The organism is Bosea sp. AS-1 (genome assembly GCF_002220095.1).
Taxonomy (GTDB): Bacteria; Pseudomonadota; Alphaproteobacteria; order Rhizobiales; family Beijerinckiaceae; genus Allobosea.
In genome coordinates, this window is record NZ_CP022372.1 from 5,340,999 (window position 1) to 5,365,239 (window position 24,241).

A 24,241-nucleotide genomic window follows, 5' to 3' on the forward strand; every position below is an offset into this window, starting at 1 on the left:
CAAGGGTCGCGTCGAAACGGCAAGGCACCATCATGCTGGCCGCTCAAAATAACCCGGGTAAAAACTTGAATTATTTTTATCCGGATTATAATTGCATCTTCAGACTCGACCCGATCAGTTGGACATCATGCGAACCGAAGAGCGGAGAGCGGCCGTCGCCGCCTACAAGGAACGGAAGACCGTGGCAGGCATCTATCTGCTGCACTGCGAGCCGAGCGGCCAAAGCTGGATCGGCCGCGCGACCGATCTCGCCAGCATCGAGAATCGGCTGCGCTTCACCCTGCGCCATCGCAGCCACACGCATCGCGGGCTGCAAGCGGCCTGGGACGCGCATGGGGCGGAGGCGTTCCGGCTGGAGGAGCTGGAGCGGCTGGAAGAGGAAAGCCTTGCCTATATCCGCGACCGCGTCCTCAAGGAACGGCTCGGCCACTGGCAAGAGAAGCTCGGCGTCGAGGCGATCTGAACTCAGGCCGGAGAGCCCGCAGCTCCTCAATCGTCCATCTTGAGGGCGGCGATAAAGGCTTCCTGCGGGATTTCGACCTTGCCGAACTGCCGCATCTTCTTCTTGCCTTCCTTCTGCTTCTCCAGAAGCTTGCGCTTGCGGGTGGCGTCGCCGCCATAGCACTTGGCGGTCACGTCCTTGCGCAGCGCGCGGATGGTCTCGCGGGCGATGATCTTGCCGCCGATCGCGGCCTGGACCGGGATCTGGAACATATGCGGCGGGATCAGCTCCTTGAGCTTCTCGCACATGGCGCGGCCGCGCGCTTCCGCCCGGGTACGGTGGACCAGCATCGAGAGCGCGTCGACCGGCTCGGCATTGACCAGGATCGACATGCGCACGAGGTCGCCCTCACGATAGTCGGTGATCTGGTAGTCGAAGGAGGCGTAGCCCTTCGAGATCGACTTCAGCCGGTCGTAGAAGTCGAACACGACCTCGTTGAGCGGCAGGTCATAGACCACCTTGGCACGCGAGCCGACATAGCCCAAGTCGATCTGCAGGCCGCGACGGTCCTGGCAGAGCTTCAGCACCGAGCCGAGATATTCGTCCGGTGTGAAGATCGTAGCGCGAATCCAGGGCTCCTCGATCGCCTCGATCTTCATCACATCCGGCATGTCGGCCGGGTTGTGCAGTTCGAGCGTGTTCCCGTCCCGCAGGCGCAGGCGATAGACGACCGAAGGCGCCGTCGAGATCAGGTTGAGGTTGAACTCGCGCTCGAGCCGCTCCTGGATGATCTCCAGATGCAGCAGCCCGAGGAAGCCGCAGCGGAAGCCGAAGCCGAGCGCGGCCGAGGTCTCCATTTCATAGGAGAACGAGGCATCGTTCAGGCGCAGCTTCGCCATGGCGCCGCGCAGATCCTCGAAATCGGCGGCGTCGACCGGGAAGATGCCGCAGAACACCACCGGCTGGACCGGCTTGAAGCCCGGCAGCGGCTCGGCGACGGGCTTCTTCTCGTCGGTGATGGTGTCGCCGACGGCGGTGTCGGCCACCTCCTTGATCGAGGCGGTGAAGAAGCCGACCTCGCCGGGGCCGAGTTCCTTCACTTCCTGCATCTTGGGCTTGAACACACCGACGCGGTCGACGCCATAGGAGGCGTTGGCGCGCATCATGCGGATGGTCATGTTCTTCTTGAGCACGCCGTCGATGATGCGCACGAGCACGACGACGCCGAGATAGGTATCGTACCAGCTATCGACCAGCATCGCCTTGAGCGGCGCCTCCGGATCGCCCTTCGGCGGCGGCAATTTTTCGACGATCGCCTCCAGTACGCCCTCGATATTGAGGCCGGTCTTGGCCGAGATTGGCACCGCGTCGGAAGCGTCGAGCCCGATCACGTCCTCGATCTGCTCCTTGATGCGCTCCGGCTCGGCGGCGGGCAGGTCGATCTTGTTGAGGACCGTGACGATCTCGTGGTTGGCATCGAGCGCCTGATAGACGTTGGCGAGCGTCTGCGCCTCGACGCCCTGCGAGGCGTCGACCACCAGGAGCGAGCCCTCGCAAGCCGCGAGCGAGCGCGAGACCTCATAGGCGAAGTCGACGTGACCGGGCGTGTCCATCAGGTTCAGGATGTAGGTCTTGCCATCCTTCGCCAGATAATCGAGCCGCACCGTCTGCGCCTTGATGGTGATACCGCGTTCCTTCTCGATATCCATCGAGTCGAGGATCTGCTCGCTCATGTCGCGCGCGGCGACCGTGCCGGTCTGCTGGATCAGGCGATCGGCCAGCGTCGACTTGCCGTGGTCGATATGGGCAACGATCGAGAAGTTGCGGATATTGGCGATGGTGCGGGTGCTCATGCGCGCGCCATAGCAGTGAAGCCGCCTGCCGCCAAGCGGCTGGCCTTTCCGCGCGTGATCAGATCGATGAGATGCCGGCTCTCAAGGCCGATCATTCGACTTGCCATTTCCAATATATAAGAATTATTCTCTCGCCATGGAGTTCGAGGACGATATCGATATCGACCGCCGCCTCGGCGAGCGTCTCAAGGCGGCCCGCCAGCGCCATGCTCTGACGCTGGACGAGCTGGCCCGGCGCACGAGTGTCAGTCGCGCGATGATCTCGCGGATCGAGCGCGGTGAATCGAGCCCGACGGCGACGGTGCTGGTCCGGCTCGGCTCCGGACTCGGACTTTCGCTCTCGGCATTGCTGGAAGAGGATATGGGCACGGGCCCGTTGGCACGACACGCGCAGCAGCCGGTCTGGCGCGATCCGGCGAGCGGCTATTTGCGCCGCAACGTCTCCCCGCGCGGCACCGGCTCCGGTTTCGAGATCGTCGAGGTGGAGTTGCCGGCAGGCGCAGAAGTCCATCTCGACAGCGCGACCGGCGCTCCGGCCCTCGACCAGCAGATCTGGGTGCTCGGCGGCCGGCTTGATCTCACCGTCGATGGCACGCGCCACGACCTCGCCGAGGGCGACTGCCTGCAGATGCATCTGCGCGGCCCGATCATCTACCGCAATCCGGGCAGCGAGCCGGTCCGCTACGCCGTCATCCTCGCCGCGGGCAGCGGTGCATTTCCGGGACATGCCGCATGAACGTTCTCGCCGCCACCACCGACATCGCCATCGATGTTCTCGACGCCTCCGCCACGGAAGCCGCGATACCGGCGCTGGCCGAGATCCTGCGCGACTGCGTCGCCAACGGCGCCTCGGTTGGCTTCATGGACCGGAACACCGCAGACGATTACGAACGCTTCTGGCGCGATGTGGCGGCCGGCGTCGGATGCGGGCAGATCGTCCTGTTCACAGCGCGCCATGCCGGCGGGATCGTCGGCACGGCCCAGCTTCACCTGATCGGGAAGCCGAACCAGCCGCACCGGGCCGAAATCGCGAAAGTGCTGGTGCATTCTCGCGCGCGCCGGCAGGGCATCGGCGAGGCGTTGATGCGCCGGGCCGAATTGGCCGCGCGGGAGAAGGGTCGAGACCTGCTGGTGCTCGATACGGACGAGAACGGCACGGCGCGCCGCCTCTACAATCGGCTGGGCTGGACCGAGGTCGGCACCATCCCGCGCTTCGCGCTGATGCCGGACGGCGCCGCCTGCGGCTCGACCTTCTTCTACAAGGACCTCAGGCCAGCGTGAGCCGGCAGGGTCTCAGCCTTCCTGGGCTTCGCCGCGGATGTAGGGCTCGACCGGGCCCTTGAGCGTAATGGTCATCTGCCGGCCGAAGCGGTCCTTGGCGGCGCCGGCTGCGACCTTCACCCAGCCCTCCGAGACGCAATATTCCTCGACATTGGTCTTCTCAACGCCCTTGAAGCGGATACCGATGTCACGCGCCAGCACTTCGGCGTCATAGAACGGGCTGTCCGGATTGACGGAAAGGCGGTCGGGAAGCTGGTCGGACATGGGTCTGGCCTGGGTGTGAAGGAATGTCTTTGCCCGCTCGATAGCCGCTTCCGCCGGCAAAGCCAACTCGGGGCGCCACGCAGGCTAGCGGCTGCCGTCCAGCAGGCGGCCGACGACCTTGGCGGTGTAATCGACCATCGGGACGATGCGGGCATAGTTCAGGCGCGTCGGGCCGATGATGCCGACGACGCCGACGATGCGCTGGTCGGCGTCGCGGAAGGGCGCCGCCACCATCGAGGACCCCGACATCGAGAACAGCTTGTTCTCAGAGCCGATGAAGATGCGCACACCGTCGCCCTCCTCGGCGCGGGAGAGCAGGTCGATCACATCGGTCTGCGTCTCGAGATCGCCGAAGAGCAGGCGGATGCGCTCGAGGTCTTCCTGCGCCTTGAGATCGTCGAGCAGATTGGCCTGGCCCCGCACGATGAGGTGGCGGTCGCTGCTCGGCCCCGACGAGGTGGCGATGCCGCTTTCGACGAGCCGGGCGGTCAGGGCGTCGAGCTCGCGCTCCATCTGGGCGCGCTGCGTCGCGATCTCGCCTCGCAAATCGCCCAGCGTCTTGCCGAGAATGCGGGCGTTGAGAAAGTTCGCCGCCTCGCTCAGCGCCGAGGCCGGCAGGCCGGGCGGCAAGGCGAGCAGGCGGTTCTCGACCGTACCATCCTCCGCCACCAGCACGACAAGCGCGCGAGCGGGGTCGAGGCGGACGAATTCGATATGCTTCAGCCGTGGGTCGGCCTTGGTCGTGACGACGACGCCGGCGCCGCGCGACAGGCCGGAGAGCAGCGTGGAAGCCTCGGTCAGCGTCTGATCGAGATTGCGATGACCGGCTCCGGCACGAATTTGCGCCTCGATGCGGGTGCGCTCCTCGGAAGTCAGGTTGCCGACCTCCATCATCGCATCGACGAAGAAGCGCAGGCCCCGCTCGGTGGGCAGGCGCCCGGCCGAGGTATGCGGCGCGTAGATCAGCCCGGCGAGCTCCAGATCGGTCATGACGTTGCGCACCGTCGCCGGCGAAAGCGCCATCGGCAGCAGGCGTGCGATGTTGCGCGAGCCGACCGGCTCGCCGGTCGTCAGATAGCCGTCGACGATCTGGCGAAAGATCTCGCGCGAGCGCTGGTCGGTCTCGACCAGGCCACTCATCGTCTCGGGGCGGGGGGTATGGGCGCTCATGAACCTCGGCTGCGAAAACCGCGCAACTGTCCTATTGTCGTCATGCCGCGCGCGTGGATCAAGAGGGCCACATGGCGCAGCGCCTTGCCCGGCGACTTGCGAGGGCCTACAAGCCGCCTCTTCCCGACAGACAGGACCAGTTTCATGCGACCCTCCAAACGCGCCGCCGACGAGATGCGCAAGGTCACGCTCGAACGCGGCGTGGTGCGCTATGCCGAAGGCTCCTGCATGGTGACCTTCGGCGAGACGAAGGTGCTCTGCGCCGCGAGCGTCGAGGAGAAGGGCCCGGCCTGGCTGCGCGGCACCGGCAAGGGCTGGGTCACGGCCGAATACTCGATGCTGCCCCGCGCGACCCACGAGCGGACCCGCCGTGAGGTCACCTCCGGCAAGCCCTCCGGCCGTACGCAGGAGATCCAGCGTCTCGTCGGCCGCTCGCTCCGAGCGGTGGTGGACCTGACCGCGATCGGCGAGCGCCAGATCGTCGTCGATTGCGACGTGCTGCAAGCCGATGGCGGCACCCGCACGGCGTCGATCACCGGCGCCTGGGTCGCGCTGCACGACGCGCTGAGGTGGATGGAAGGCCGCAACCTGCTCAAGGGCACCAACCCGCTGAAGGACCATGTCGCGGCCGTATCCTGCGGCATCGTCGCGGGCCAGCCCGTGATCGACCTCGACTATGTCGAGGATTCCGGCGCGCAGACCGACGCGAATTTCGTCATCACCGGTTCGGGCGGGCTCGTCGAGGTGCAGGGCACCGCCGAGGGCGCACCGTTCTCGGAAGAAGAACTCCTGTCGCTGCTGAAGCTCGCCAAGGACGGTGTTTCCAAGCTCGTCGCGCTGCAGAAGGCGGCGGTGGCCTGACGATGAGCGAGCATCGCCTCCTCACCGGTAAGGTCGTGATCGCGACCCATAACCCGGGCAAGCTGCGCGAAATGCGCGAGCTGCTGGCGCCCTATGGCATCGCACTGGTCTCGGCCGGCGAACTCGGCCTGCCGGAGCCGGTCGAGGATGGCTACATGTTCTCCGAGAACGCCGCGATCAAGGCGGTCGCCGCGACCAAGGCGAGCGGGCTGCCGGCGCTCTCCGACGATTCCGGTGTCTGCATCGACGCGCTCGATGGCGCGCCCGGCCTGTTCTCCGCCAATTGGGCCGGACCGGGCAAGGATTTCGCCCCCGCGATCGCGCGCGTGCAGATCGAACTCGCCAAGCGCGGAGCGCTCAAGCCCGCGCAGCGCAAGGCGCATTTCGTCTCGGCGCTGGTGATCGCCTGGCCGGACGGACATCAGGAGCTGTTCGAGGGCCGTGTCTTCGGCACCATCACCGAACAGGTTAGGGGCGCGAGCGGCTTCGGTTACGACCCGATCTTCCTGCCGGACGGCCACGCCAAGACCTTCGGCGAGATGAGCGCGGAGGAAAAGCACGGCATTCCGGCCGATGGCTCGCCGGGCCTGTCGCATCGCGCCCGCGCCTTCCATGCGCTCGCCGCCGCTTGCCTGAGGAAGCCGGCGTGAGCAATCCGGCCGCCCTCACTGCGCGGCCCTCGCTCCTGCATCCGACCGCGGATGCAGGCTTCGCCGTCTATGTGCATTGGCCGTTCTGCCTGGCGAAATGCCCCTATTGCGACTTCAACAGCCATGTCCGGCTGCAACCGCCCGACCAGCAGCGCTACATCGCCGCCTTCCGCCGCGAGATCGCGCATCGGGCAGCGCTGGTGCCGGGGCGAACCGTCTCCTCGATCTTCTTCGGCGGCGGCACGCCCTCGCTGATGGAGGGACGCACCGTCGGCGCGATCCTCGACGCGATCGGCGAGCATTGGGCTGTCGACCCGAACTGCGAGGTGACGCTGGAGGCCAATCCGACCAGCGTCGAGGCCGGGCGGTTCCGCGATTTCCGCGCGGCCGGCGTCAACCGCGTCTCGCTTGGCGTGCAGGCCCTGAACGATGCCGACCTCAAGGCGCTCGGCCGGATGCACTCCGCCGAGGAGGCGCTCGCGGCCGTCGCGATCGCGCGGCAATATTTCGAGCGTTATTCCTTCGACTTGATCTATGCCCGCTCGCCCTTGCAGACGCCCGCCTTGTGGCGCGCCGAGCTGGAGCTGGCGATCAGCCATGCGGCCGAGCATCTCTCGCTCTACCAGCTCACCATCGAGCCCGGCACCGCCTTCGAGCGGCTGTTCCGCGCTGGCAAGCTGGCGATTCCCGATCACGATGCGGGTGCGGCGCTCTACGAGACGACGCAAGAGGTGACGGCGAAGCACGGCCTGCCGGTCTACGAGATCTCGAACCATGCGCGCCCCGGCGCCGAGTGCCGGCACAACCTCGTCTACTGGCACTATGGCGAATATGCCGGCGTCGGCCCCGGCGCCCATGGCCGGCTGGTGACGGCGGATGGCCGCATGGCGCATTCGACCGAGAAGCGGCCGGAGGTCTGGCTGGAACGGGTCGAGGCGGAAGGTCACGCACTGGTCGAGGACGAGCGGCTGAGCGAAGAAGCCCAGGGCGACGAATACCTGCTGATGGGGCTTCGCCTCGTCGAGGGCATCGATCCGGCCGTATTCAAGGCGCTGGCCGGGCGCGAGCTCAACGCCAAGCGCATCGCCAGCCTGATCGACGAGAAGCTCTTGATGCACCGGCAGGGCGGCCGCCTCGCGGCGACGCCGGACGGCGCGCTGCTGCTCGACGCGTTGGTGGCCGATCTCGCGGCCTGAGGCTCAGTCCTTCCCGAGCCTCACCCCCGTCTTCGGGTCAAAGACATGGACCTTGTCGGGATCGACCGTGATCCAGAGCCGGCCCTCCTGCGCGGCGACATCGCCGGTCGCCGCCTGCATGACGAAGGGCTGACCCGCGAGCTTGCCGTGGAAGAGCTGGGTCGCGCCAAGCTCTTCGATGAATTCGACATCGAAAGGCAGCGAGCCGGCATCGTCGTCGGAGACAATCTCGACATCCTCGGGCCGCAAACCGACCTCGACCGGCGTCTGCGCCGGCAGGTCGTCGCGCAGATCGTGCGCCTGCAGAACCGTGTCGCCGAGCGCGACGATGCCATGGCCGTCGACGACGCCGGGCAGGATGTTCATCGGCGGCGAGCCGATGAAAGTCGCGACGAACTTGCTCGCCGGCTTGCGGTAGACATCGGCCGGCAGGCCTATCTGCTCGACCTGACCGGCATTCATCACCACGAGCTTGTCGGAGAGCGTCATCGCCTCGACCTGGTCGTGCGTCACGTAGATCGCGGTGACGCCGAGCGAGCGCTGCAGCTTCTTGATCTCGACGCGCATCTGGACGCGCAGCTTGGCGTCGAGGTTGGAGAGCGGCTCGTCGAAGAGGAAGACCTGCGGCTTGCGCACGATGGCGCGGCCCATGGCGACGCGCTGACGCTGGCCGCCCGAGAGCTGGCGCGGCCGGCGCTCCAGATAGGGCTCGATGGCAAGGATGCGGGCCGCCTCCTTCACCCGCTTGTCGATCTCGTCCTTCGGCGTGCCGCGGTTGCGCAGACCGTAGGCCATGTTGTCGTAGATGTTCATATGCGGGTAGAGCGCATAGTTCTGAAACACCATGGCGATGTCGCGGTCCGCCGGCTCGACCTGGTTGACCACGCGTTCGCCGATCGCGACATCGCCGGAGGAGATCGTCTCCAGCCCGGCGACCATGCGCAGCAGCGTGGACTTGCCGCAGCCGGACGGGCCGACGAGCACGCAGAAGCCGCCGTCGGGAATGTCGAAGGAGACGCCCTTCACGGCCTCGACGCCGCCGGCATAGACCTTCTTGACGTTGGTGAGGGTGACCTGAGCCATTCGCGGACTACTTCTCGGTTTCGACCAGGCCCTTCACGAAGAGCCTCTGCATGGCGATGACGACGAAGACCGGCGGCAACATCGCCAGCATGGCGGTGGCCATGGCGAGCTGCCATTCGGTCAAGGCGTCGGCGGTGACGATCATTTTCTTGATGGCGATGACGATGGTCTGCATCGAGTCCTTCGTCGTCACGAGCAGCGGCCAGAGATACTGGTTCCAGCCATAGATGAACTGGATCACGAAGAGCGCCGCGATCGTCGTCATCGAGAGCGGGATCAGCGTGTCCTTGAAGAATTTGAACGGACCGGCGCCGTCGATCTTCGAGGCTTCGAGCAATTCATCCGGGATCGTCATGAAGAACTGCCGGAACAGCAGCGTGCCGGTCGCGGAAGCGATCAGCGGGATGGCGAGGCCCTGATAGGTGTCGAGCATCCTGAGGTCGGAGACGATCTTGAAGGTCGGAAAGATGCGGACCTCGACCGGGAGCATCAGCGTGATGAAGATGATCCAGAAGGCGGTCATCCGGAACGGGAAGCGGTAATAGACCACGGCATAAGCCGAGAGCACCGAGATGAAAATCTTCCCGAGCGCGATCGCCATCGCCATGATGAAGGAGTTCAGCATCATGTGGATCACCGGCTCGCGCGTGGTGCTCGAGGTGCCGACGAACAGGATGCGGTTGTAGTTCTCGAAGAAATACGGGCCGGGATAGAGCGGCATCTGGCCGTTGATCACGGTGGCTGCGTCCCAGGTCGAGGCGACGAAGGTCAGCCACACCGGAAAGGCGACGATCAGCACGCCGATCGTCAGGATGACATAGGCGATCGCGTCGCCCAGGCGGCGGTCCTCGACCATCAGGCCCTCCCCATCTCGCGCAGGAGCCCGGCCAGCGCTTCGGCGCAGGCATCGAGGCAGGCGCGTCCCTTCTCGACGCTCGCGCGGCGCGCATCGCCGACAACGCCCGTCTCCGTCATGTCGCGGAAGGAGCGGTGGCGGGACACGACCTGCGGGCCGGGCGCACGGTCCAGCGCACCGAACGCTTCCGACAGGCGCGGCTCGCGCACCGAACCCGGCGCCAGAACCATCATCATCGAAGTCTCGACCTCGCAGGCGTGCTGGACGCCCTGCTGGTCCTCCAGCAGCGGGCCAAGCGCAGCCTCGGCCAGCATGAAATAGGTCGTCGCCTCGACGTGCAGCCGCGTCTCGCGGGCGAAATCCGGCAGGAAAGCCGTCAGCGCGGCGATGTTGCCGCCATGGCCGTTGACGATCAGCACCCGATGAAAACCGTGGCGCTCGATGCTTTTCAGAAAGGCGAGCAGAACGGCGCGATAGGTCGGGATATCGAAGGTGAAGGTACCGCCGAACGCCATGTGATGCTCGGCCATGCCGCACCACAAAGTCGGCGCGACGACGAGCTCGACATCGCTCGCGCGCTCGGCCGCCGCCTTGCAGACGCCGCTGCACAGCACCGTGTCGACGCCGACCGGGAGGTGCGGCCCATGTTGCTCGATCGAGGCGACGGGCAGCACGACGATCGCGTCCTTAGCCGCCTTGTCCCGCAGTTCCTCGGCGGTCAGATCCTGCCAGAGCACCGAGGCCATCAGTAGCTTACCTTGCGCTCGATGAAGCGGAACTGGATCGCGGTCAGCGCGATCACCATGATCAGCAGCACGACCGACTGCGCCGCCGAGCCGCCGAGGTCCGAGCCGCCCTTGCCGTCGGAGAAGACCTTGTAGACCAGCGTCTCGGTCGCCCCCGAGGGGCCGCCGCCGGTCACCGCGTCGATGATGCCGAAGGTGTCGAAGAAGACGTAGACGATGTTGACCACGAGCAGGAAGAAGGTCGTCGGCGAGAGCAGCGGGAAGACGATGGTCCAGAAGCGCCGCATCGGCCGGGCCCCGTCGATGACGGCCGCCTCGATGACGCTTTTCGGGATCGACTGCAAACCGGCAAGGAAGAACAGGAAATTGTAGCTGATCTGCTTCCAGGTCGCGGCCAGGATGACGAGCAGCATGGCGTGGTTGCCATTGAGGCGCGGGTTCCAGCCGATGCCGAGGGATTGCAGGCCACGCGCCAGCATGCCGAGCGAAGGATCGAACATGAAGAGCCAGAGCACGCCGGCGATGGCGGGCGCCACCGCATAAGGCCAGATCAGCAGGGTCTTGTAGATTTCGGCGCCGCGGATCTGCCGGTCAGCCATGACGGCGAAGAGCAGGGCGATCGACAGCGAGAAGATGCAGACGAAGGTCGAGAAGACGGCCGTGTTGATGAAGGCCTTCAGATAGCCCGGATCGGCGAAGAGCGCCTGATAGTTCTCGAACCAGACGAACTCGGTCGAGGTGCCGAAGGCGTCCTGCAGCAGGAAGCTCTGCCAGACCGCCTGGCTCGCCGGCCAGTAGAAGAACACGACGGTGATCGCAAGCTGCGGCAGCAGCAGCAGGAAGGGGATCGTCAGGCCCTTGAAGTAGGCGTTCTTCTGCATCGGCTTCCTTGAAAGACAGGGCCATCCCGGACGTATTTGTCCGGGATGGCCTTATGGATGCAAGTGTCGCTCAGCGCGCCGCGGTGCGTTCGAACTGGCGCAGCATCTGGTTGCCGCGCTCCACGGCCGCGTCAAGCGCCGCCTGCGGCGACTTCTGGCCGTTCAGCGCCGCCTCCAGCTCCTCCGACCAGATGTCGCGGATCTGGACGAGGCTGCCATAGCGCAGGCCCTTCGAGTTGTCCGTCGGCGTCTTATTGGTCAGCTCGAGGATCGGCGTCTCGAGATAGGGCTTGTCCTTGTAGAAGCCCGAGGCCTTCACCTTCTCATAGGCGGCCTTGGTGATCGGCAGATAGCCCGACTCGGTGTGCAGCTTCACCTGGCGATCGACATCGGACAGGAAAGTGAAGAACTTGGCGACGCCCTTGTACTCGTTCGCCGACTTACCACCCATCACCCACAGCGAAGCGCCGCCGATGATCGAGTTCTGCGGTGCGCCCTGCACATCCGGGTAATACGGCATCGGCGCATTGCCCCAATCGAACTTGGCGTTGGCCTTGACGTTGCCGAAGAAGCCCGAGGAGGTCAGGAAGATCGGGCATTCGCCGGAGGTGAAGCGGCCTTCGCCATTGTTGGTGCGACCGGAGTAATCGTAGGTCTTGTCCTTCTGCAGGTTGACCAGATTGGTCCAGTGCTTGAGGAAGACCGGGCTCTTGTTGAAGTTCATGACGGCGTCGAAGCCGGCCATGCCGTTGACCTTGGTCGAGAGCGGAATGTTGTGCCAGGCGCCGAACTGCTCGATGTTGGCCCAGGTCGCCCAGGCGTTCGAGAAGCCGCACTTGTCATAGCCGGCCGCCTTCAGCTTCTTGGCGTCCTCGAACACCTCCGGCCAGGTCTTCGGCGGCTTGGCCGGATCGAGACCCGCCTTCTTGAAGGCGTCCTTGTTGTACCACATCACCATCGACGAGGAGTTGAAGGGGAAGGAGAGCATGTCGCCCTTCGCCGTCGAGTAGTAGCCGGTGATCGCCGGGAGGTAGGCGTTCGGATCGAACTTCTCGCCGGCTTCCTTCATCATCTCGTAGACCGGCTTGATCGCGCCCTTGGCCGACATCATCGTGCCGGTGCCGACCTCGAAGACCTGCAGGATGTGCGGCGCCTGGCCGGCGCGGAAGGCGGCGATGCCGGCGTTCAGCGCGTCGGGATAGGAGCCCTTGTAGACCGGGACGACCTTGTAGTCCTTCTGCGAGGCATTGAAGTCCTCGGCCAGCTTGACGACGACGTCGTTGTTCGCGCCGGTCAGCGCATGCCACCACTGAATCTCTGTCTGGGCCAAAGCCGGCGAAGCACCCGCAAGCGCAAACGCGGCGACCGACATCAAAATACGCGATTTCATGGTCATCGACTGATCTCCCTTCCGCGGGCGGACTCCGCCGCGGTTCTTGTCGTTGAAGCGCAAGCTAGCATGAAGCCCGGGCGACATTTCAATGACAAATCGATGACAGGTCCCGCAATCCGCCTATGGTCGTGGACCGGCTTGCGCATTTGCGCATAAGCGGCTGTTCTCGCCTCCTCGACGATCTCGTTTCTGGACAATGCCATGCCTGATTTTACCCTTTCCGTTACCGCGGCCCTGCCGCAGGATGCCGGTGCTGCCGTGCTGGCCGGCCGCGTCTGGCGCCCCGATCACGGCGGCCCGGCGATCGTCACCGTGCGCGACGGGCAGGTGATCGACGTCACCGCGCATTTTCCGACGAGCCGCGACCTCTGCGAATCGACCGATCCGGCCAAGGCCCTGCGCGCCGTCGAGGGTGAAGCCATCGGCTCCCTCGCCGATGTGCTGGCCAACACCCCCGTCGACGGGCGCGATCGCACCAAGCCCTGGCTGCTCTCGCCGCTCGACCTGCAGGCAGTGAAGGCGGCCGGCGTCACCTTCGCGGTCTCGATGCTGGAGCGCGTGATCGAGGAGAAGGCGCGCGGCAACCCGGCCGCGGCCGCGACGATCCGGAGCGAAATCGGCAAGCTCATCGGCGACGACCTCTCCAAGCTCAAGCCCGGCTCGGCCGAGGCGATGCACCTCAAGGAGGTGCTGATCAAGCAAGGCGCCTGGAGCCAGTATCTCGAGGTCGGGATCGGGCCCGATGCGGAGATCTTCACCAAGGCGCCGGCGATGTCGACGGTCGGCAGCGGTGCCGATGCCGGGCTGCATCCGGCCTCGAGCTGGAACAACCCGGAGCCGGAGATCGTGCTGATCGTGGCTTCGACCGGCGCGATCGTCGGCGCGACGCTCGGCAACGACGTCAATCTGCGCGACGTCGAGGGCCGCTCGGCGCTTCTGCTCGGCAAGGCCAAGGACAACAACGCGGCAGCCACCGTAGGGCCCTTCATCCGCTTGTTCGACGGCAGCTTCACGCTCGACGATATCCGCCGGACCACCGTGACGCTGACGGTGGAGGGCGAGGACGGCTTCCGGCTGGAAGGCTCCTCCTCGATCGCCAAGATCAGCCGCGACCCGGCCGACCTCGCCGCGCAGATGATCGGCCCGCATCACCAGTATCCGGACGGGGCGGCGCTCTATCTCGGCACCATGTTCGCGCCGATCAAGGATCGCGACGCGCCGGGCGGCGGCTTCACCCACAAATACGGAGACATCGTCACCATCGCGGCGCCCGAGCTCGGCAGCCTGGTCAACCGGATGAAGCGCACGGATGAATGCGAGCCCTGGACCTATGGCGCCTCGCATCTGATGCGCCATCTGGCGAAGCGCGGTCTGCTGTAAGGCATCCCTCGGCAGTTTCGGCGGTGACGTCAGGCTGCTGGTAAGGATTTTCTGGCATAGGCCACGCCGAACCAGGAGGGTTCGGCGTGGCGATGAGCGAGATCGGGAGAGATTCCCCGACACGGAGCGGTCACATGGCCGCAAGACTGCTGCTGTCTCCCGGCGCATGGATCGCGGCCTTCGCGGCGTTGGCAGCCCTTGCCCTGATCCTGCCGCTGCGCCTACCGCTCGGGCCGAACGCCTGGGACACGGTCGTCTATCTCGACGCCGCCTGGCGGATCGATCTCGGGCAGGTGCCGAGCATCGATTTCTTCGTGCCCGTCGGGCCGCTCGGCTTCTACCTGACCGCTGGCCTGAACAACCTGTTCCCGCAGGCCCAGCCGATGCTGCTGATCAACTGGGCGCTGCTGCCGATCATGCTGCCGGTGCTGGCAGCGCTGGCCGGCCATGTCGCGCGACGCTCGCGGCCGCAGGCGCTCGCGCTCGTCTTGCCGTTCCTGCTGTTTGCGGCCCTGCCGATCAATCTGCACTCGCTCTATCCGTCGCCGGGCTTCGACGGCTACGGCTTTTACAACCGCCATGTCGCGCTGCTGCTCTATCTGCTGATCGCGACCCTGCTCTTCGCGCAACGGCGTGGCCTGCAGATCGCGCTCGTGGCCGTGCTGATGCTGGCGCTGTTCCTGACCAAGGTCACGGGCGCCGTCGCCGGCACGTTGCTGGTCGGCTATGCGATGCTCAGCGGGCGGATGCGCCTGCGGGACGGCGCAGCAGCGGCCGTGGCGGTGATCGCCGCGCTCGGCGTGCTGGAAATCGCGACCGGGCTGACCTCGGCCTATCTCGCCGACATCCTGACGCTGCTCGGCCTCAACACCGGCACGTTGCTGCCCCGCTTCCTCACCGTCGCCTCGGTCAAGTTCAACGTCATCGGCCCGGCGCTCGCCCTGATCGGCCTGCTCGCGTTCATCGCCTGGCGCGCCGGGCCGCCAAGGACGCTCGCCGACTGGCGCAGCCTCGCCGACGCACCGCTGGGCTGGATGATCGTCGGGTTCATCGCACTCGCCTTCTTCGAGACGCAGAACACCGGCTCGCTCGAATTCATCGGACTGTGGCCGATCCTGCTGCCACTGCTGATGGTCTGGTGGCAGCGGAAACAAGACGGCTTGCGTCCGGCGATCCTCGTGCTGATCCTCGCGACCGCCCTGCCCTCGGCCGTGATCTGCATGGAACGGGGTGCGCGCGCAGTGATGAGTGCTCCCGGCTATGTCGGGCTCGACGTGCCCGATCTCGGGCCGCTCGGCCGCGTCAGCGTGAAACCGGAGATCGCGGTGCGCGCGGCTGCGATGCTGGAGCACTATGCCGCCTTCCCCGACAGCTATCGCGACCTCATCCGGCGCGACCTGCTACCGTCCTACATCCTCTATTCGGAGATCGACTACCAGGCGACCTGGATGCTGGAGGTCCAGCAGGGCATCACGGCGCTCCGCAACTGGGAAAAAGCGAACAAGCGCGAACTCAACGGTCTCTTCACGCTCGATTTCGTCGCCCCGATGAACCTGCTGCTCGCGCGCGCCCCGTCGCATTCCGTGCCGGTCGGCGTCGATCCTGGCCGCAGCACACCGGCCCTCGAGCCGGATACGCTGGCGCAGCTACGACAGGTCGATGCCATCCTCGCACCGAAATGCCCGCTGACGACCGCACGTGAGGCCATCATCCAGCATTTCGCAGGCGCGCTCGAAGGGCGCGAACGCATCGCGCTCGCGCCCTGCTGGGACATGTATCTGCGGAAGTAGGCGTCGATCTCAGCCGGCAGCTGCCTGCCCGGCCTCCCAGCCGAGAATGGCGCGCTTGCGCGTCAGGCCCCAGTGATAGCCGGTGAGTGCGCCAGACTTGCCGATGACCCGGTGGCAAGGCACCACGAAGGAGATCGGGTTCTTACCCACCGCCATGCCGACCGCTCGTGCCGCCGTCGGCTTGCCGATATGGTTGGCGACATCGCCGTAGGTGGTGGCGCAGCCGACGGGGATCCGCAGCAGCGTTTCCCAGACCCGGACCTCGAAATCCGTGCCGATCAAAACGACGCGCAGCGGCGTCTCCGGCGTCCAGGCCTTGGGCTCGAAGATGCGGGCGGCATAGGGCGCCGTCAGCGCCGGGTCATAATGGTAATCGGCATGAGGCCAGCGCCGCATCATGTCGGCCAGCGCCTCCGCGCGGCCACCGACGACCTTGCCGCCGTCGACGCTGTTGGAGACCCACCCCAAGCCCGCGAGACCGCGATCCGTCACCACCACCAGCGCCTCGCCGAAGGGCGAGGGATGGAAGCCGTAGGACAGCTTCAGCCCCTCGCCGCCGAGCTTCCACTCGCCCGGCGACATCGCCTCATGGGTGACGAAGAGATCGTGCAGCCGACCGGGGCCGGAGAGCCCGACCTCGAGCGCGGTATCGAGAATGCTGGCCGAGGAGGCGAGCAGCCCCTTGGCATGGTCGAGCGTGATCGCCTGCAGGAAGGCTTTCGGCGTCAGTCCGCACCAGCGCCGGAAGAGATGGTGGACATCGGTGGGCGTCGCGCCGGCGGCGTCCGCGATCGCCTCGATCGTCGGCTGCTCGCGCCAGTTATGGGTGATGAAGGCGAGAATCCGCCGCACCGTATCGTAGTCGGAACCCGGCGCGACCGCAGGGAAATCGACCTCCGAAGGCATGGCTTCGGCAGCGCGCGCCAGCACCGCATTCGAGAAGCGCGTCGGGGTCATAGCCGTTTTCATCGGAGCCTGAGCGTTCATGGCTAACCTCGCATCTGTCGTCATGATGCGAATCTAAGGCGCGCACCATGCCGTTCCCACCCGAAAGCTGACAAGCGCGGGCTTGCTTCCACGCTAGCGCTCGGCTCTGAAGAACAACCCGCACCGGACCTGCCATGACGAACTCCGCCGAGACGAACCCAGCAGACGCCGTCATCGGCCTTTATGAGCGACACGCCGCAGCCTTCGACGATCTGCGCGGCAAGACCCTGCTGGAAGCGTCCTGGCTCGACCGCTTCCTCGCGCTGGTTCCCGAACATGCCTCCATCCTCGACATCGGCTGCGGCTCCGGCATTCCCATCGCCCGCCATCTCCTCGCCAAGGGCCATAGCGTCACCGGCATCGATTCCTCGAACTCCCTGATCGCGCTGTGCCGACGGCGTTTCCCGCAGGCCGCATGGCATGTTCAGGACATGCGCCGGCTTGCGCTTGGCCGCAGCTTCGACGGGCTGCTCGCCTGGAACAGCTTCTTCCACCTGACGCAAGATGATCAGCGCGCGATGTTTCCCGTCTTCGCGGCTCATGCTTCGCCCGGCGCCGCCCTGATGTTCACCAGCGGCCCCTCCAATGGCGAGGCGATCGGCTCCTTCGCGGGCGAGCCGCTCTATCACGCCAGCCTCGCGCCGGAGGAATACCGCGCGCTGCTGGCCGCGCAGGATTTTGCCGTCGTCGCGCATGTCGCCGAGGATGCCAGCTGCGGCGGGCTGACGATCTGGCTCGCTCGCAAGAGCTGAGCCCCGTCAGGGTGTCCCGTAATCGGGGCCGCGGCGTGCGCTCGCCAGCGCCGCGCCGAGGGCGTCGGCGAAGCCCGCCCGCTCCTGCGGCGAGAGCGCGGCGGCGACCGCGACGCTCTGCCCGCGCGAGACAAGGGTCAGGCCGAGCAGGCCGTAATCCTCGTCGGTCTGCTTTTCGAGGCGGGTCCAGATCGGATTGAAGCGCCAGACCGCCTCCCGGCCGTGATGCGAGACCTTGCGCAGGAGGATCTCCAGCGGCGTCACCACGATACGCTCGAAGGCCCGGGCATGGCGAAAATTGACGTGGAAGGCAATGAACAGCGCCAAGACGTCGATGCCGAAGAAGCCGGCGACCGGCCAGGCGCCGAGCACGACGAAGGGAATCGAGGAAATCACGCTCGACAGGCAGACCAGCGTCATCACGATACGGAAGCCATTCTGGCCGAGCGAGCGATGCGGCGTGATGGTCGCGTCGAAGACTGGACGCCGGGCGGCGTCGCTCCTGTCGTCGGCGGGGCTCTTGTCGAGGTCCATCGGCAGATTATAACGCCGTCATGGACCAGCAGAACAGGCCCCCGCGCAAACCCGCCCCGGCAAAGCGGATCACGTTACCGCGCGCCCGCAAGCCGGCGGAGATCCGCGAGATCTTCGGGCGTTTCCAGGCGGCCAATCCAGAGCCCAAGGGAGAGCTGGAATCCGTCAATGCCTTCACACTGCTGGTCGCCGTCGTGCTCTCGGCGCAGGCAACCGATGCCGGCGTCAACAAGGCGACGCGCAAGCTCTTCGCCATCGCCGACACCCCCGAGAAGATGCTGGCGCTCGGCGAGGAGACGGTACGCGAGCACATCAAGACGATCGGGCTCTATCGCAACAAGGCGAAGAACGTCATCGCGCTCAGCGAGAAGCTGATTGCCGAATTCGGCGGCGAGGTGCCGACCACGCGCGAGGCGCTGGAGAGCCTGCCGGGCGTCGGCCGCAAGACCGCGAATGTCGTGCTCAACATCGCTTTCGGCGAGATCACCCACGCCGTCGACACCCATGTCTTCCGGGTCGCCAACCGCCTGCGGATCGCGCCCGGCAGGAATGTGCTGCAGGTCGAGATCGGACTGGAGAAGGCGGTCCCGCCTGAATTCGGTCGCCATGCCCATCACTGGCTGATCCTGCACGGGCGCTACACCTGCAAGGCGCTCAGGCCCGAATGCGCCCGCTGTATCCAGAACGATCTCTGCGATTCACCGGACAAGCGCATCACCTGACGCTGCGAGAACTCTCCCTTCGTCTGCTTGACAGGGTTTCGGCGCTGGGTTGTGCTCGCGCCACGCCGGACGCCTTCGAGGCTCGGAGAAGCCCTGAGAGTCTGCGGCAGAGGAAGCTCAGGAGGTCATCGAGATGAAGCGTTTCGTCCTTGCGGCGAGCATCGCCGCTGCCGCCCTTTCCATCCATGCAAGTGCCTTCGCCCAGTCGAAAGGCCCCGTCATCGGGGTCAGCTGGTCGAACTTCCAGGAAGAGCGCTGGAAAACCGACGAAGCGGCGATCAAGGCCGCGGTCGAGAAGGCTGGCGGTACCTATCTCTCGGCCGACGCGCAATCCTCGCCGGCCAAGCAGCTCACCGACGTCGAGAGCCTGATCGCACGCGGCGCCAAGGCGATCATCGTGCTGGCGCAGGATGCGCAGGCGATCCGCCCCGCCGTGGAGAAGGCGGTGAACGAGGGCATCGCCGTCGTCGGCTACGATCGCTTGATCGAGATCCCGCAGGCCTTCTACCTGACCTTCGACAATGTCGAGGTCGGCCGGATGATGGCGCGGGAGATCCAGAAGGCGAAGCCGCAGGGCAACTACGTCTTCATCAAGGGGTCGAGCCAGGACCCGAACGCCAATTTCCTCTATCAGGGCTCGATCGAGATCCTGAAACCCGCCATCGACGGCGGCAAGATCAAGAATGTCGGCGAGGCCTTCACCGACCAATGGCTGCCCGCCAATGCCCAGCGCAACATGGAGCAGATCCTGACGCGCAACCAGAACAAGGTCGACGCCGTGATCGCCGCCAATGACGGAACGGCGGGCGGCGCCATCGCGGCGCTGGACGCGCAGGGCATGGCCGGTTCGGTGCCGGTGTCCGGCCAGGACGCCGACCGGGCGGCGCTGAACCGCGTCGCGCTCGGCACCCAGACCGTGACGATCTGGAAGGATGCGCGCGAGCTTGGCCGCAATGCCGCGGAGATCGCGCTCAAGCTCGCCGGCGGCACCAAGCTCTCCGAGATTCCGAAATCGGTGAGCTGGGACCAGGGCCCGTCCAAGCAGAAGATGACGGCGCTGTTCCTGACGCCCGTACCGGTGACGAAGGAAAACCTCAACGTCGTGATCGACGCCGGCTGGGCGCCGAAATCGGCGGTCTGCCAGGGCGTCGCGCCCGGCAAGGTCAAGGCCTGTGACTGAAGCCGCCCCGGCGTCTTCCAACACGGCGCCGGAGCGCCGCAGCCTCGCCGACCATCTGCGCGAGATCGAGTTCGATCCGCGCATGATCGGCATGGTCGCGGCGCTCGCCGTGATCTGGCTCGGCTTCAACTGGCTTTCGGACGGCGCCTTCCTGACCTCGCGCAACCTCTGGAACCTGCTGGTCCAGACCGCCTCCATCGCGGTGATGGCCTGCGGCATGGTGCTCGTCATCGTGACGCGCAACATCGACCTCTCGGTCGGCTCCATGCTCGGCTTCGTCGGCATGGTGGTCGGTCTGGTGCAAGTCAGGCTCCTACCGGAGATCTGGGGGTTCGAGCATCCGGCGACCTGGATTATCAGCCTCGCCGTCGCGATCTGCCTCGGCGGCATGGTCGGCCTGCTGCAGGGCGCGCTGATCGCCTATCTCGCCATCCCTTCCTTCATCGTCACGCTGGGCGGATTGCTGGTCTGGCGCGGTGCCGCCTGGTGGGTGACGCAGGGCCAGACCATCGCGCCGATGGATTCGCGCTTCCGCCCGCTCGGTGGCGGCGTCGAAGGCGCCATCGGCACCACCGCCTCCTGGGCGATCGGCATCGCGGCCTGCCTGGCGATCTGCGCCGCTGCCGCCATGATCCGGCGCCGGCGCAAGCGCTTCGGCTTCACGCTGCGCCCGCTCTGGGCCGAGATCCTGATTGCCGCCATCGCCTGCGGCGCGGTGATCGCGACTGTCACCATGGCGAATTCCTACGCGCTACCGGCCGGCATCGCCCGGCGCCTCGTCGAGGCAAAAGGTGGCATCTGGCCGGAGGGCGGGCTCATGATCGGCCATGGCCTCGCCGTGCCGGTGCTGGTCGCGCTGGCGGTCGGCATCGCCATGACCTTCCTCGCCAACCGACTGCGCTTCGGCCGCTATGTCTTCGCCATCGGCGGCAATCCGGAGGCGGCGCAGCTCTCGGGCGTGAACACCCGCAAGGTGCTGATGCTGGTCTTCGGGCTGATGGGAGCGCTGGTCGGCATCTCGGCCTGCATTTCCACGGCCCGGCTCAATGCCGCGACGAATGCCGCCGGCACGCTCGACGAGCTCTATGTCATCGCCGCGGCGGTGATCGGCGGCACCTCGCTGGCGGGCGGCGTCGGCACCATCGTCGGCGCGATGCTGGGCGCGCTGGTGATGCAGTCCCTGCAATCGGGCATGGTGCTGATCGGCGTCGATGCCCCCTTGCAGAACATCGTCGTCGGCATCGTGCTCGTCATCGCGGTCTGGCTCGATGGCCTCTACCGCAAGCGGCTCGGCTAAATCGCCATGCCCGACGATTTAGCTCCTGATCGGTCACCGGCTTTCCCCGAAAAGTGGTTTCCACTTTTCGGGCCGATATCATGGAGGAAGCGATGAGCATCGCGGAACCGGCGAGCCTCGCCGAGACCCATCCCGGCCAGGGCACGCCGCTGATCGAGATGCGCGAGATCTCGATCGCCTTCGGCGGCATCAAAGCGGTCGATAGTGCCAGCGTCGACCTGATGCCGGGCGAGGTCGTCGGCCTGCTCGGCCATAACGGCGCCGGCAAGTCGACGCTGATCAAGATCCTATCGGGCGCGTACAAGGCCGATGGCGGCACGATCCGGGTCAATGGCGAGGAGGTCGCCATCACGAGCCCGCGCGACGCCAAGCGCCACGGCATCGAGACGATCTACCAGACGCTCGCGCTCGCCGACAATGTCGATGCCGCCGCGAACATCTTCCTCGGACGCGAATTGCTGACAGGTTGGGGCACGCTCGACGACGCAACGATGGAGTCCGAGACCCGCAAGGTGATGGGCCGTCTCAACCCGCATTTCCGCCGCTTCAAGGAACCGGTGAAGGCGCTTTCCGGCGGGCAGCGCCAGTCGGTCGCGATCGCCCGGGCGATCTATTTCAACGCGCGGGTGCTGATCATGGACGAGCCGACGGCGGCGCTCGGCCCAGCCGAGACGAAGCAGGTGGCGGAGTTGATCCTGCAACTCAAGAAGCAGGGCATCGGCATCTTCCTGATCAGCCACGACCTGCACGACGTCTTCGACCTCGCGGACCGCGTGACGGTGATGAAGAATGGCAAGGTCGTCGGCACCGCTCGCACGGCAGACGTCACCCAGGACGAGGTGCTGGGCATGATCATCTCGGGCAAATGCCCGCCGGCAGCGGTCGCTGGCCCCGGCGCGCTCCGCAGCTAGATCGCGCCGGAGCCGAGAGGAGAGCGACGCCCTCAGGCCGTCGCGTGCGGCTCGTGCCGGTAGTCCCACACCGCCCAGGCCGAAATCCCCGCGGTCAGCAGACCGACGGCGATATGGCTCCAGAAGGCGGGGAGATGGGTCGTGAAGCCAAGCATCCAGGGCGAGGCCACCAGCCAGAGCCCCAGCGCGAGGTTCAGCCACTCTTCCCATTCGGCGAAGGCCGAGATCGCGGCAACCGCGATCAAGGCAAGCACCACGCCGACGATCCAGGCATTGCGCGTCGGCATGACATCGTCGGCATAACCCATGAACCAGGGCGAGAAGAACAGCAGCGCGGCGAGGATCAGGTTAAGCCAGTCCTGCGACCGTCCGGCCTTCGTATTCGCGGTCAACATGATCACCTCCATCGGTGACGATCATCCAACCACTCCGCCTCGCGCACGAGGCGCTTGGTCACTGTCATTATACGCCCGGGCCAACAATCCTTCAAGAACAGACTAGGAACACCTGGCGACCGGGCAAATCCGGCCGCCAGTACGGCTCAGTCGCGGCTGCCAGTCCCGGCCCTGCCGGACAGCGAGCGCTCACTTCGCGTCGAGCAGTTCCTTCACCGAAAGCAGGACAAGCTCGTTGTCGTCGGCCTTCTTGGGATCGCGCGAGGAGGAGAACGGCAGATTGTTGTCGTTGCCGACCACGATCACGCCATTCGCCCGATCGACCACGTCGACGTTCTCGATGGTGAAGAACGGGAAGGTGAAAACGCCGTCCTTCGTGCCCTTCTTCGCCTTCCCGTCGGGATCGGCGATCTTCATCAGGTCGATATAACCGATCTTGCGCACCGGCTTGCCGACATTGGCGTCGGTCATCTCGATCTTCACGATGCGTTTGAACTTGGCGAGATCGTGGAAACAGTCCGGGCCCTTCTGGCCGGCCGGGCAGGCCTTGTCGGCGGTACCCTCGCCGTTATCCCGTTCGATGATGAGCGCCGTCGTGCCGTCGATCATGTTGAAGTCGCCGATGGCATTGCCCTTCTGCTCGAGCGGAAAGAACCAGGAGCGGCCAGTCCATTTTTCGTTGGCGACATCGAATTCGAGGATACGCAGCACCTCCTTGCCGTCCCGCTCCTCATAGGTCCTGGTCTCGGCGTTCCAGAACGGTCCTTCGAGCAGCGGATAGAGGAAGCGGCCATCCGGCGACTGGGCCATGCCCTCGAAGCCCTTGGAGCGGCGGACGTTGAAGGCGACGGGCTGGTCCGGCGCGCCCGGCGTCGTGACGGCATAGTGGTCCGGCGAACGGGCCGGCTTGCCGTCGACCTGCGTCTCGAACACGGCCTCGACCTTGCCGTCGGCATCGACGCGGATGAGATAAGGGCCGAACTCCTCGCCGATCCAATATTTGCCGCTGATCGGCTGGATCGACTCGGGGTCGAAATCGGCACCCGTCAGGTAGCGCTTCTCGGTGCCCTCATGGACGATGCGGAAGGGGATCTTCTTATCCGGATCGTGCAGGAAGGTGGTCGAGAGACGCGCGATCACGCCCTTGTCGAAATCGGCCTTGAGGCGATGGAAGAACAGCATCGCATCCGGCGAGTTCGCCTTGGCACCGAAGCCGTTGTCGGTCAGAACGAGGAACTCGCCATTGCCGAGCGAGCGGATGCCGGAGAAACCCTGGACCGGTTGACCGGCGAAGGGGGTCGACAGGCCGGTCGGGCGGCCGCCCGAAGTCCCCATCACCGAACCGACCGCCTCGACGCGCTTGCCAGGCGTGACGAACTTGCCCGAGACCTTGAGATCGGCTGGCGCATCGGTCGGGGCCGGGATGATCGTCTCGGCCGGCAGCAGCGCCTGGCCGAGGAGCTTCGCGGGAAACTCCTTCTGCGGGGCCTCCGCCCCGGCGAGCATGGTCGACGACAGAAGCAGGGCGACGGCGAGCGAGGCACGCATAAGACACTCCGAGCTGAACAAGGTCAGCCCGCTTCGCGCGCCTGGATGGCAAGCCGACAACAGCCGGAC

At 65.9% G+C, this 24,241-nt stretch carries 25 protein-coding genes; 13 read left to right on the forward strand and 12 right to left on the reverse strand.

Features of this window, described 5'->3' with window-relative positions:
• Positions 1 to 127: 127 nt before the first annotated feature.
• On the forward strand, positions 128 to 463 hold the full coding sequence (locus CE453_RS27340) for a GIY-YIG nuclease family protein (RefSeq protein ID WP_089178179.1): 336 nt from the start codon (positions 128 to 130) through the stop codon (positions 461 to 463).
• Positions 464 to 489: 26 nt separating this feature from the next.
• On the opposite strand, the gene lepA is transcribed toward CE453_RS27340, so the two are convergent.
• Positions 490 to 2,295: a translation elongation factor 4 gene (gene lepA / locus CE453_RS27345; RefSeq protein WP_089177463.1), complete on the reverse strand. Its 1,806-nt coding sequence runs from the start codon at positions 2,293 to 2,295 to the stop codon at positions 490 to 492.
• Positions 2,296 to 2,431: 136 nt separating this feature from the next.
• On the opposite strand from lepA, the gene CE453_RS27350 reads away from it, so the two are divergent.
• Together CE453_RS27350 and CE453_RS27355 are read left to right on the forward strand one after the other, a co-directional pair.
• Entirely contained in the window at positions 2,432 to 3,031 is a 600-nt protein-coding gene (locus CE453_RS27350; protein ID WP_089177464.1) for a helix-turn-helix domain-containing protein, read from the forward strand.
• A complete protein-coding gene (locus tag CE453_RS27355) occupies positions 3,028 to 3,576 on the forward strand; it encodes a GNAT family N-acetyltransferase (RefSeq protein WP_089177465.1) in 549 nt (182 codons plus the stop codon). Before CE453_RS27350 ends, CE453_RS27355 begins: the two co-directional genes overlap by 4 nt.
• A gap of 12 nt (positions 3,577 to 3,588) precedes the next feature.
• Here CE453_RS27355 and CE453_RS27360 read toward each other — a convergent pair whose 3' ends face one another.
• Entirely contained in the window at positions 3,589 to 3,840 is a 252-nt protein-coding gene (locus tag CE453_RS27360) for a DUF3297 family protein (protein ID WP_089177466.1), read from the reverse strand.
• An 84-nt stretch (positions 3,841 to 3,924) separates the two neighbouring features.
• Entirely contained in the window at positions 3,925 to 5,010 is a 1,086-nt protein-coding gene (gene hrcA, locus CE453_RS27365; RefSeq protein WP_089177467.1) for a heat-inducible transcriptional repressor HrcA, read from the reverse strand.
• A 144-nt stretch (positions 5,011 to 5,154) separates the two neighbouring features.
• Here hrcA and rph point away from each other — a divergent pair, with 144 nt between their 5' ends.
• From rph to hemW, 3 genes are read left to right on the forward strand one after another with little or no spacing between them, the layout of a single operon-like run.
• Positions 5,155 to 5,871 (forward strand): ribonuclease PH, encoded by a 717-nt coding sequence (gene rph / locus CE453_RS27370; protein ID WP_089177468.1) that lies wholly within the window; start codon positions 5,155 to 5,157, stop codon positions 5,869 to 5,871.
• Positions 5,872 to 5,873: 2 nt separating this feature from the next.
• A complete protein-coding gene (gene rdgB / locus CE453_RS27375) occupies positions 5,874 to 6,521 on the forward strand; it encodes an RdgB/HAM1 family non-canonical purine NTP pyrophosphatase (protein WP_089177469.1) in 648 nt (215 codons plus the stop codon).
• Positions 6,518 to 7,717, forward strand: coding sequence for a radical SAM family heme chaperone HemW (gene hemW / locus CE453_RS27380; protein ID WP_248307895.1), 1,200 nt, complete (start codon positions 6,518 to 6,520; stop codon positions 7,715 to 7,717). Before rdgB ends, hemW begins: the two co-directional genes overlap by 4 nt.
• 3 nt (positions 7,718 to 7,720) lie before the next feature.
• Here hemW and CE453_RS27385 read toward each other — a convergent pair whose 3' ends face one another.
• From CE453_RS27385 to ugpB, 5 genes are all read right to left on the reverse strand, one after another.
• Complete coding sequence (locus CE453_RS27385) at positions 7,721 to 8,800, reverse strand: sn-glycerol-3-phosphate import ATP-binding protein UgpC (RefSeq protein WP_089177470.1); 1,080 nt, start codon at positions 8,798 to 8,800, stop codon at positions 7,721 to 7,723.
• A gap of 7 nt (positions 8,801 to 8,807) precedes the next feature.
• Entirely contained in the window at positions 8,808 to 9,656 is an 849-nt protein-coding gene (gene ugpE / locus CE453_RS27390) for a sn-glycerol-3-phosphate ABC transporter permease UgpE (protein WP_089177471.1), read from the reverse strand.
• Positions 9,656 to 10,402 carry a creatininase family protein gene (locus CE453_RS27395; protein WP_089177472.1) on the reverse strand — a complete coding sequence of 249 codons (747 nt, stop codon included), beginning with the start codon at positions 10,400 to 10,402 and terminating at the stop codon, positions 9,656 to 9,658. The genes ugpE and CE453_RS27395 overlap by 1 nt, the downstream gene beginning before the upstream one ends.
• On the reverse strand, positions 10,402 to 11,283 hold the full coding sequence (gene ugpA, locus CE453_RS27400; RefSeq protein ID WP_089177473.1) for a sn-glycerol-3-phosphate ABC transporter permease UgpA: 882 nt from the start codon (positions 11,281 to 11,283) through the stop codon (positions 10,402 to 10,404). Before ugpA ends, CE453_RS27395 begins: the two co-directional genes overlap by 1 nt.
• A gap of 70 nt (positions 11,284 to 11,353) precedes the next feature.
• Complete coding sequence (gene ugpB / locus CE453_RS27405; protein WP_472841011.1) at positions 11,354 to 12,673, reverse strand: sn-glycerol-3-phosphate ABC transporter substrate-binding protein UgpB; 1,320 nt, start codon at positions 12,671 to 12,673, stop codon at positions 11,354 to 11,356.
• Positions 12,674 to 12,877: 204 nt separating this feature from the next.
• On the opposite strand from ugpB, the gene CE453_RS27410 reads away from it, so the two are divergent.
• Both CE453_RS27410 and CE453_RS27415 read left to right on the forward strand, forming a co-directional pair.
• Positions 12,878 to 14,056, forward strand: a complete 1,179-nt coding sequence (locus CE453_RS27410; RefSeq protein WP_089177474.1) for a fumarylacetoacetate hydrolase family protein — start codon at positions 12,878 to 12,880, stop codon at positions 14,054 to 14,056.
• Positions 14,057 to 14,190: 134 nt separating this feature from the next.
• Positions 14,191 to 15,846, forward strand: a complete 1,656-nt coding sequence (locus CE453_RS27415; protein WP_089177475.1) for a hypothetical protein — start codon at positions 14,191 to 14,193, stop codon at positions 15,844 to 15,846.
• Positions 15,847 to 15,855: 9 nt separating this feature from the next.
• Here CE453_RS27415 and CE453_RS27420 read toward each other — a convergent pair whose 3' ends face one another.
• Positions 15,856 to 16,752, reverse strand: coding sequence for a methylated-DNA--[protein]-cysteine S-methyltransferase (locus CE453_RS27420; RefSeq protein WP_248308167.1), 897 nt, complete (start codon positions 16,750 to 16,752; stop codon positions 15,856 to 15,858).
• Positions 16,753 to 16,967: 215 nt separating this feature from the next.
• Between CE453_RS27420 and CE453_RS27425 the strand changes: the two genes are divergently transcribed.
• Positions 16,968 to 17,585, forward strand: a complete 618-nt coding sequence (locus CE453_RS27425; protein WP_089177477.1) for a class I SAM-dependent DNA methyltransferase — start codon at positions 16,968 to 16,970, stop codon at positions 17,583 to 17,585.
• A gap of 6 nt (positions 17,586 to 17,591) precedes the next feature.
• Here the strand turns inward: CE453_RS27425 and CE453_RS27430 are convergent, their stop codons facing one another.
• A complete protein-coding gene (locus tag CE453_RS27430; protein WP_089177478.1) occupies positions 17,592 to 18,119 on the reverse strand; it encodes a DUF2244 domain-containing protein in 528 nt (175 codons plus the stop codon).
• 20 nt (positions 18,120 to 18,139) lie between these two features.
• Here CE453_RS27430 and nth point away from each other — a divergent pair, with 20 nt between their 5' ends.
• From nth to CE453_RS27450, 4 genes are all read left to right on the forward strand, one after another.
• On the forward strand, positions 18,140 to 18,841 hold the full coding sequence (gene nth, locus CE453_RS27435; RefSeq protein WP_089177479.1) for an endonuclease III: 702 nt from the start codon (positions 18,140 to 18,142) through the stop codon (positions 18,839 to 18,841).
• Between the two features lie 133 nt (positions 18,842 to 18,974).
• Positions 18,975 to 20,021 (forward strand): D-xylose ABC transporter substrate-binding protein, encoded by a 1,047-nt coding sequence (xylF, locus tag CE453_RS27440; protein ID WP_089177480.1) that lies wholly within the window; start codon positions 18,975 to 18,977, stop codon positions 20,019 to 20,021.
• Positions 20,014 to 21,318 carry a sugar ABC transporter permease gene (locus tag CE453_RS27445; protein ID WP_472840966.1) on the forward strand — a complete coding sequence of 435 codons (1,305 nt, stop codon included), beginning with the start codon at positions 20,014 to 20,016 and terminating at the stop codon, positions 21,316 to 21,318. Before xylF ends, CE453_RS27445 begins: the two co-directional genes overlap by 8 nt.
• 92 nt (positions 21,319 to 21,410) lie before the next feature.
• Complete coding sequence (locus tag CE453_RS27450; RefSeq protein WP_089178183.1) at positions 21,411 to 22,229, forward strand: ATP-binding cassette domain-containing protein; 819 nt, start codon at positions 21,411 to 21,413, stop codon at positions 22,227 to 22,229.
• Between the two features lie 32 nt (positions 22,230 to 22,261).
• Here the strand turns inward: CE453_RS27450 and CE453_RS27455 are convergent, their stop codons facing one another.
• Together CE453_RS27455 and CE453_RS27460 are read right to left on the reverse strand one after the other, a co-directional pair.
• Entirely contained in the window at positions 22,262 to 22,624 is a 363-nt protein-coding gene (locus CE453_RS27455) for an SPW repeat protein (RefSeq protein ID WP_089178184.1), read from the reverse strand.
• A 189-nt stretch (positions 22,625 to 22,813) separates the two neighbouring features.
• Positions 22,814 to 24,172 carry an esterase-like activity of phytase family protein gene (locus CE453_RS27460; protein WP_089177481.1) on the reverse strand — a complete coding sequence of 453 codons (1,359 nt, stop codon included), beginning with the start codon at positions 24,170 to 24,172 and terminating at the stop codon, positions 22,814 to 22,816.
• Positions 24,173 to 24,241 lie beyond the last annotated feature (69 nt).

Coding starts and splice junctions, on each gene's coding strand:
- CE453_RS27340 (WP_089178179.1), top strand. CDS start 128: ATGCGAACCGAAGAGCGGAGAGCGGCCGTCGCCGCCTACAAGGAACGG.
- lepA (WP_089177463.1), bottom strand. CDS start 2,295: ATGAGCACCCGCACCATCGCCAATATCCGCAACTTCTCGATCGTTGCC.
- CE453_RS27350 (WP_089177464.1), top strand. CDS start 2,432: ATGGAGTTCGAGGACGATATCGATATCGACCGCCGCCTCGGCGAGCGT.
- CE453_RS27355 (WP_089177465.1), top strand. CDS start 3,028: ATGAACGTTCTCGCCGCCACCACCGACATCGCCATCGATGTTCTCGAC.
- CE453_RS27360 (WP_089177466.1), bottom strand. CDS start 3,840: ATGTCCGACCAGCTTCCCGACCGCCTTTCCGTCAATCCGGACAGCCCG.
- hrcA (WP_089177467.1), bottom strand. CDS start 5,010: ATGAGCGCCCATACCCCCCGCCCCGAGACGATGAGTGGCCTGGTCGAG.
- rph (WP_089177468.1), top strand. CDS start 5,155: ATGCGACCCTCCAAACGCGCCGCCGACGAGATGCGCAAGGTCACGCTC.
- rdgB (WP_089177469.1), top strand. CDS start 5,874: ATGAGCGAGCATCGCCTCCTCACCGGTAAGGTCGTGATCGCGACCCAT.
- CE453_RS27385 (WP_089177470.1), bottom strand. CDS start 8,800: ATGGCTCAGGTCACCCTCACCAACGTCAAGAAGGTCTATGCCGGCGGC.
- ugpE (WP_089177471.1), bottom strand. CDS start 9,656: ATGGTCGAGGACCGCCGCCTGGGCGACGCGATCGCCTATGTCATCCTG.
- CE453_RS27395 (WP_089177472.1), bottom strand. CDS start 10,402: ATGGCCTCGGTGCTCTGGCAGGATCTGACCGCCGAGGAACTGCGGGAC.
- ugpA (WP_089177473.1), bottom strand. CDS start 11,283: ATGCAGAAGAACGCCTACTTCAAGGGCCTGACGATCCCCTTCCTGCTG.
- ugpB (WP_472841011.1), bottom strand. CDS start 12,673: ATGAAATCGCGTATTTTGATGTCGGTCGCCGCGTTTGCGCTTGCGGGT.
- CE453_RS27410 (WP_089177474.1), top strand. CDS start 12,878: ATGCCTGATTTTACCCTTTCCGTTACCGCGGCCCTGCCGCAGGATGCC.
- CE453_RS27415 (WP_089177475.1), top strand. CDS start 14,191: ATGGCCGCAAGACTGCTGCTGTCTCCCGGCGCATGGATCGCGGCCTTC.
- CE453_RS27420 (WP_248308167.1), bottom strand. CDS start 16,752: ATGCCTTCGGAGGTCGATTTCCCTGCGGTCGCGCCGGGTTCCGACTAC.
- CE453_RS27425 (WP_089177477.1), top strand. CDS start 16,968: ATGACGAACTCCGCCGAGACGAACCCAGCAGACGCCGTCATCGGCCTT.
- CE453_RS27430 (WP_089177478.1), bottom strand. CDS start 18,119: ATGGACCTCGACAAGAGCCCCGCCGACGACAGGAGCGACGCCGCCCGG.
- nth (WP_089177479.1), top strand. CDS start 18,140: ATGGACCAGCAGAACAGGCCCCCGCGCAAACCCGCCCCGGCAAAGCGG.
- xylF (WP_089177480.1), top strand. CDS start 18,975: ATGAAGCGTTTCGTCCTTGCGGCGAGCATCGCCGCTGCCGCCCTTTCC.
- CE453_RS27450 (WP_089178183.1), top strand. CDS start 21,411: ATGAGCATCGCGGAACCGGCGAGCCTCGCCGAGACCCATCCCGGCCAG.
- CE453_RS27455 (WP_089178184.1), bottom strand. CDS start 22,624: ATGTTGACCGCGAATACGAAGGCCGGACGGTCGCAGGACTGGCTTAAC.
- CE453_RS27460 (WP_089177481.1), bottom strand. CDS start 24,172: ATGCGTGCCTCGCTCGCCGTCGCCCTGCTTCTGTCGTCGACCATGCTC.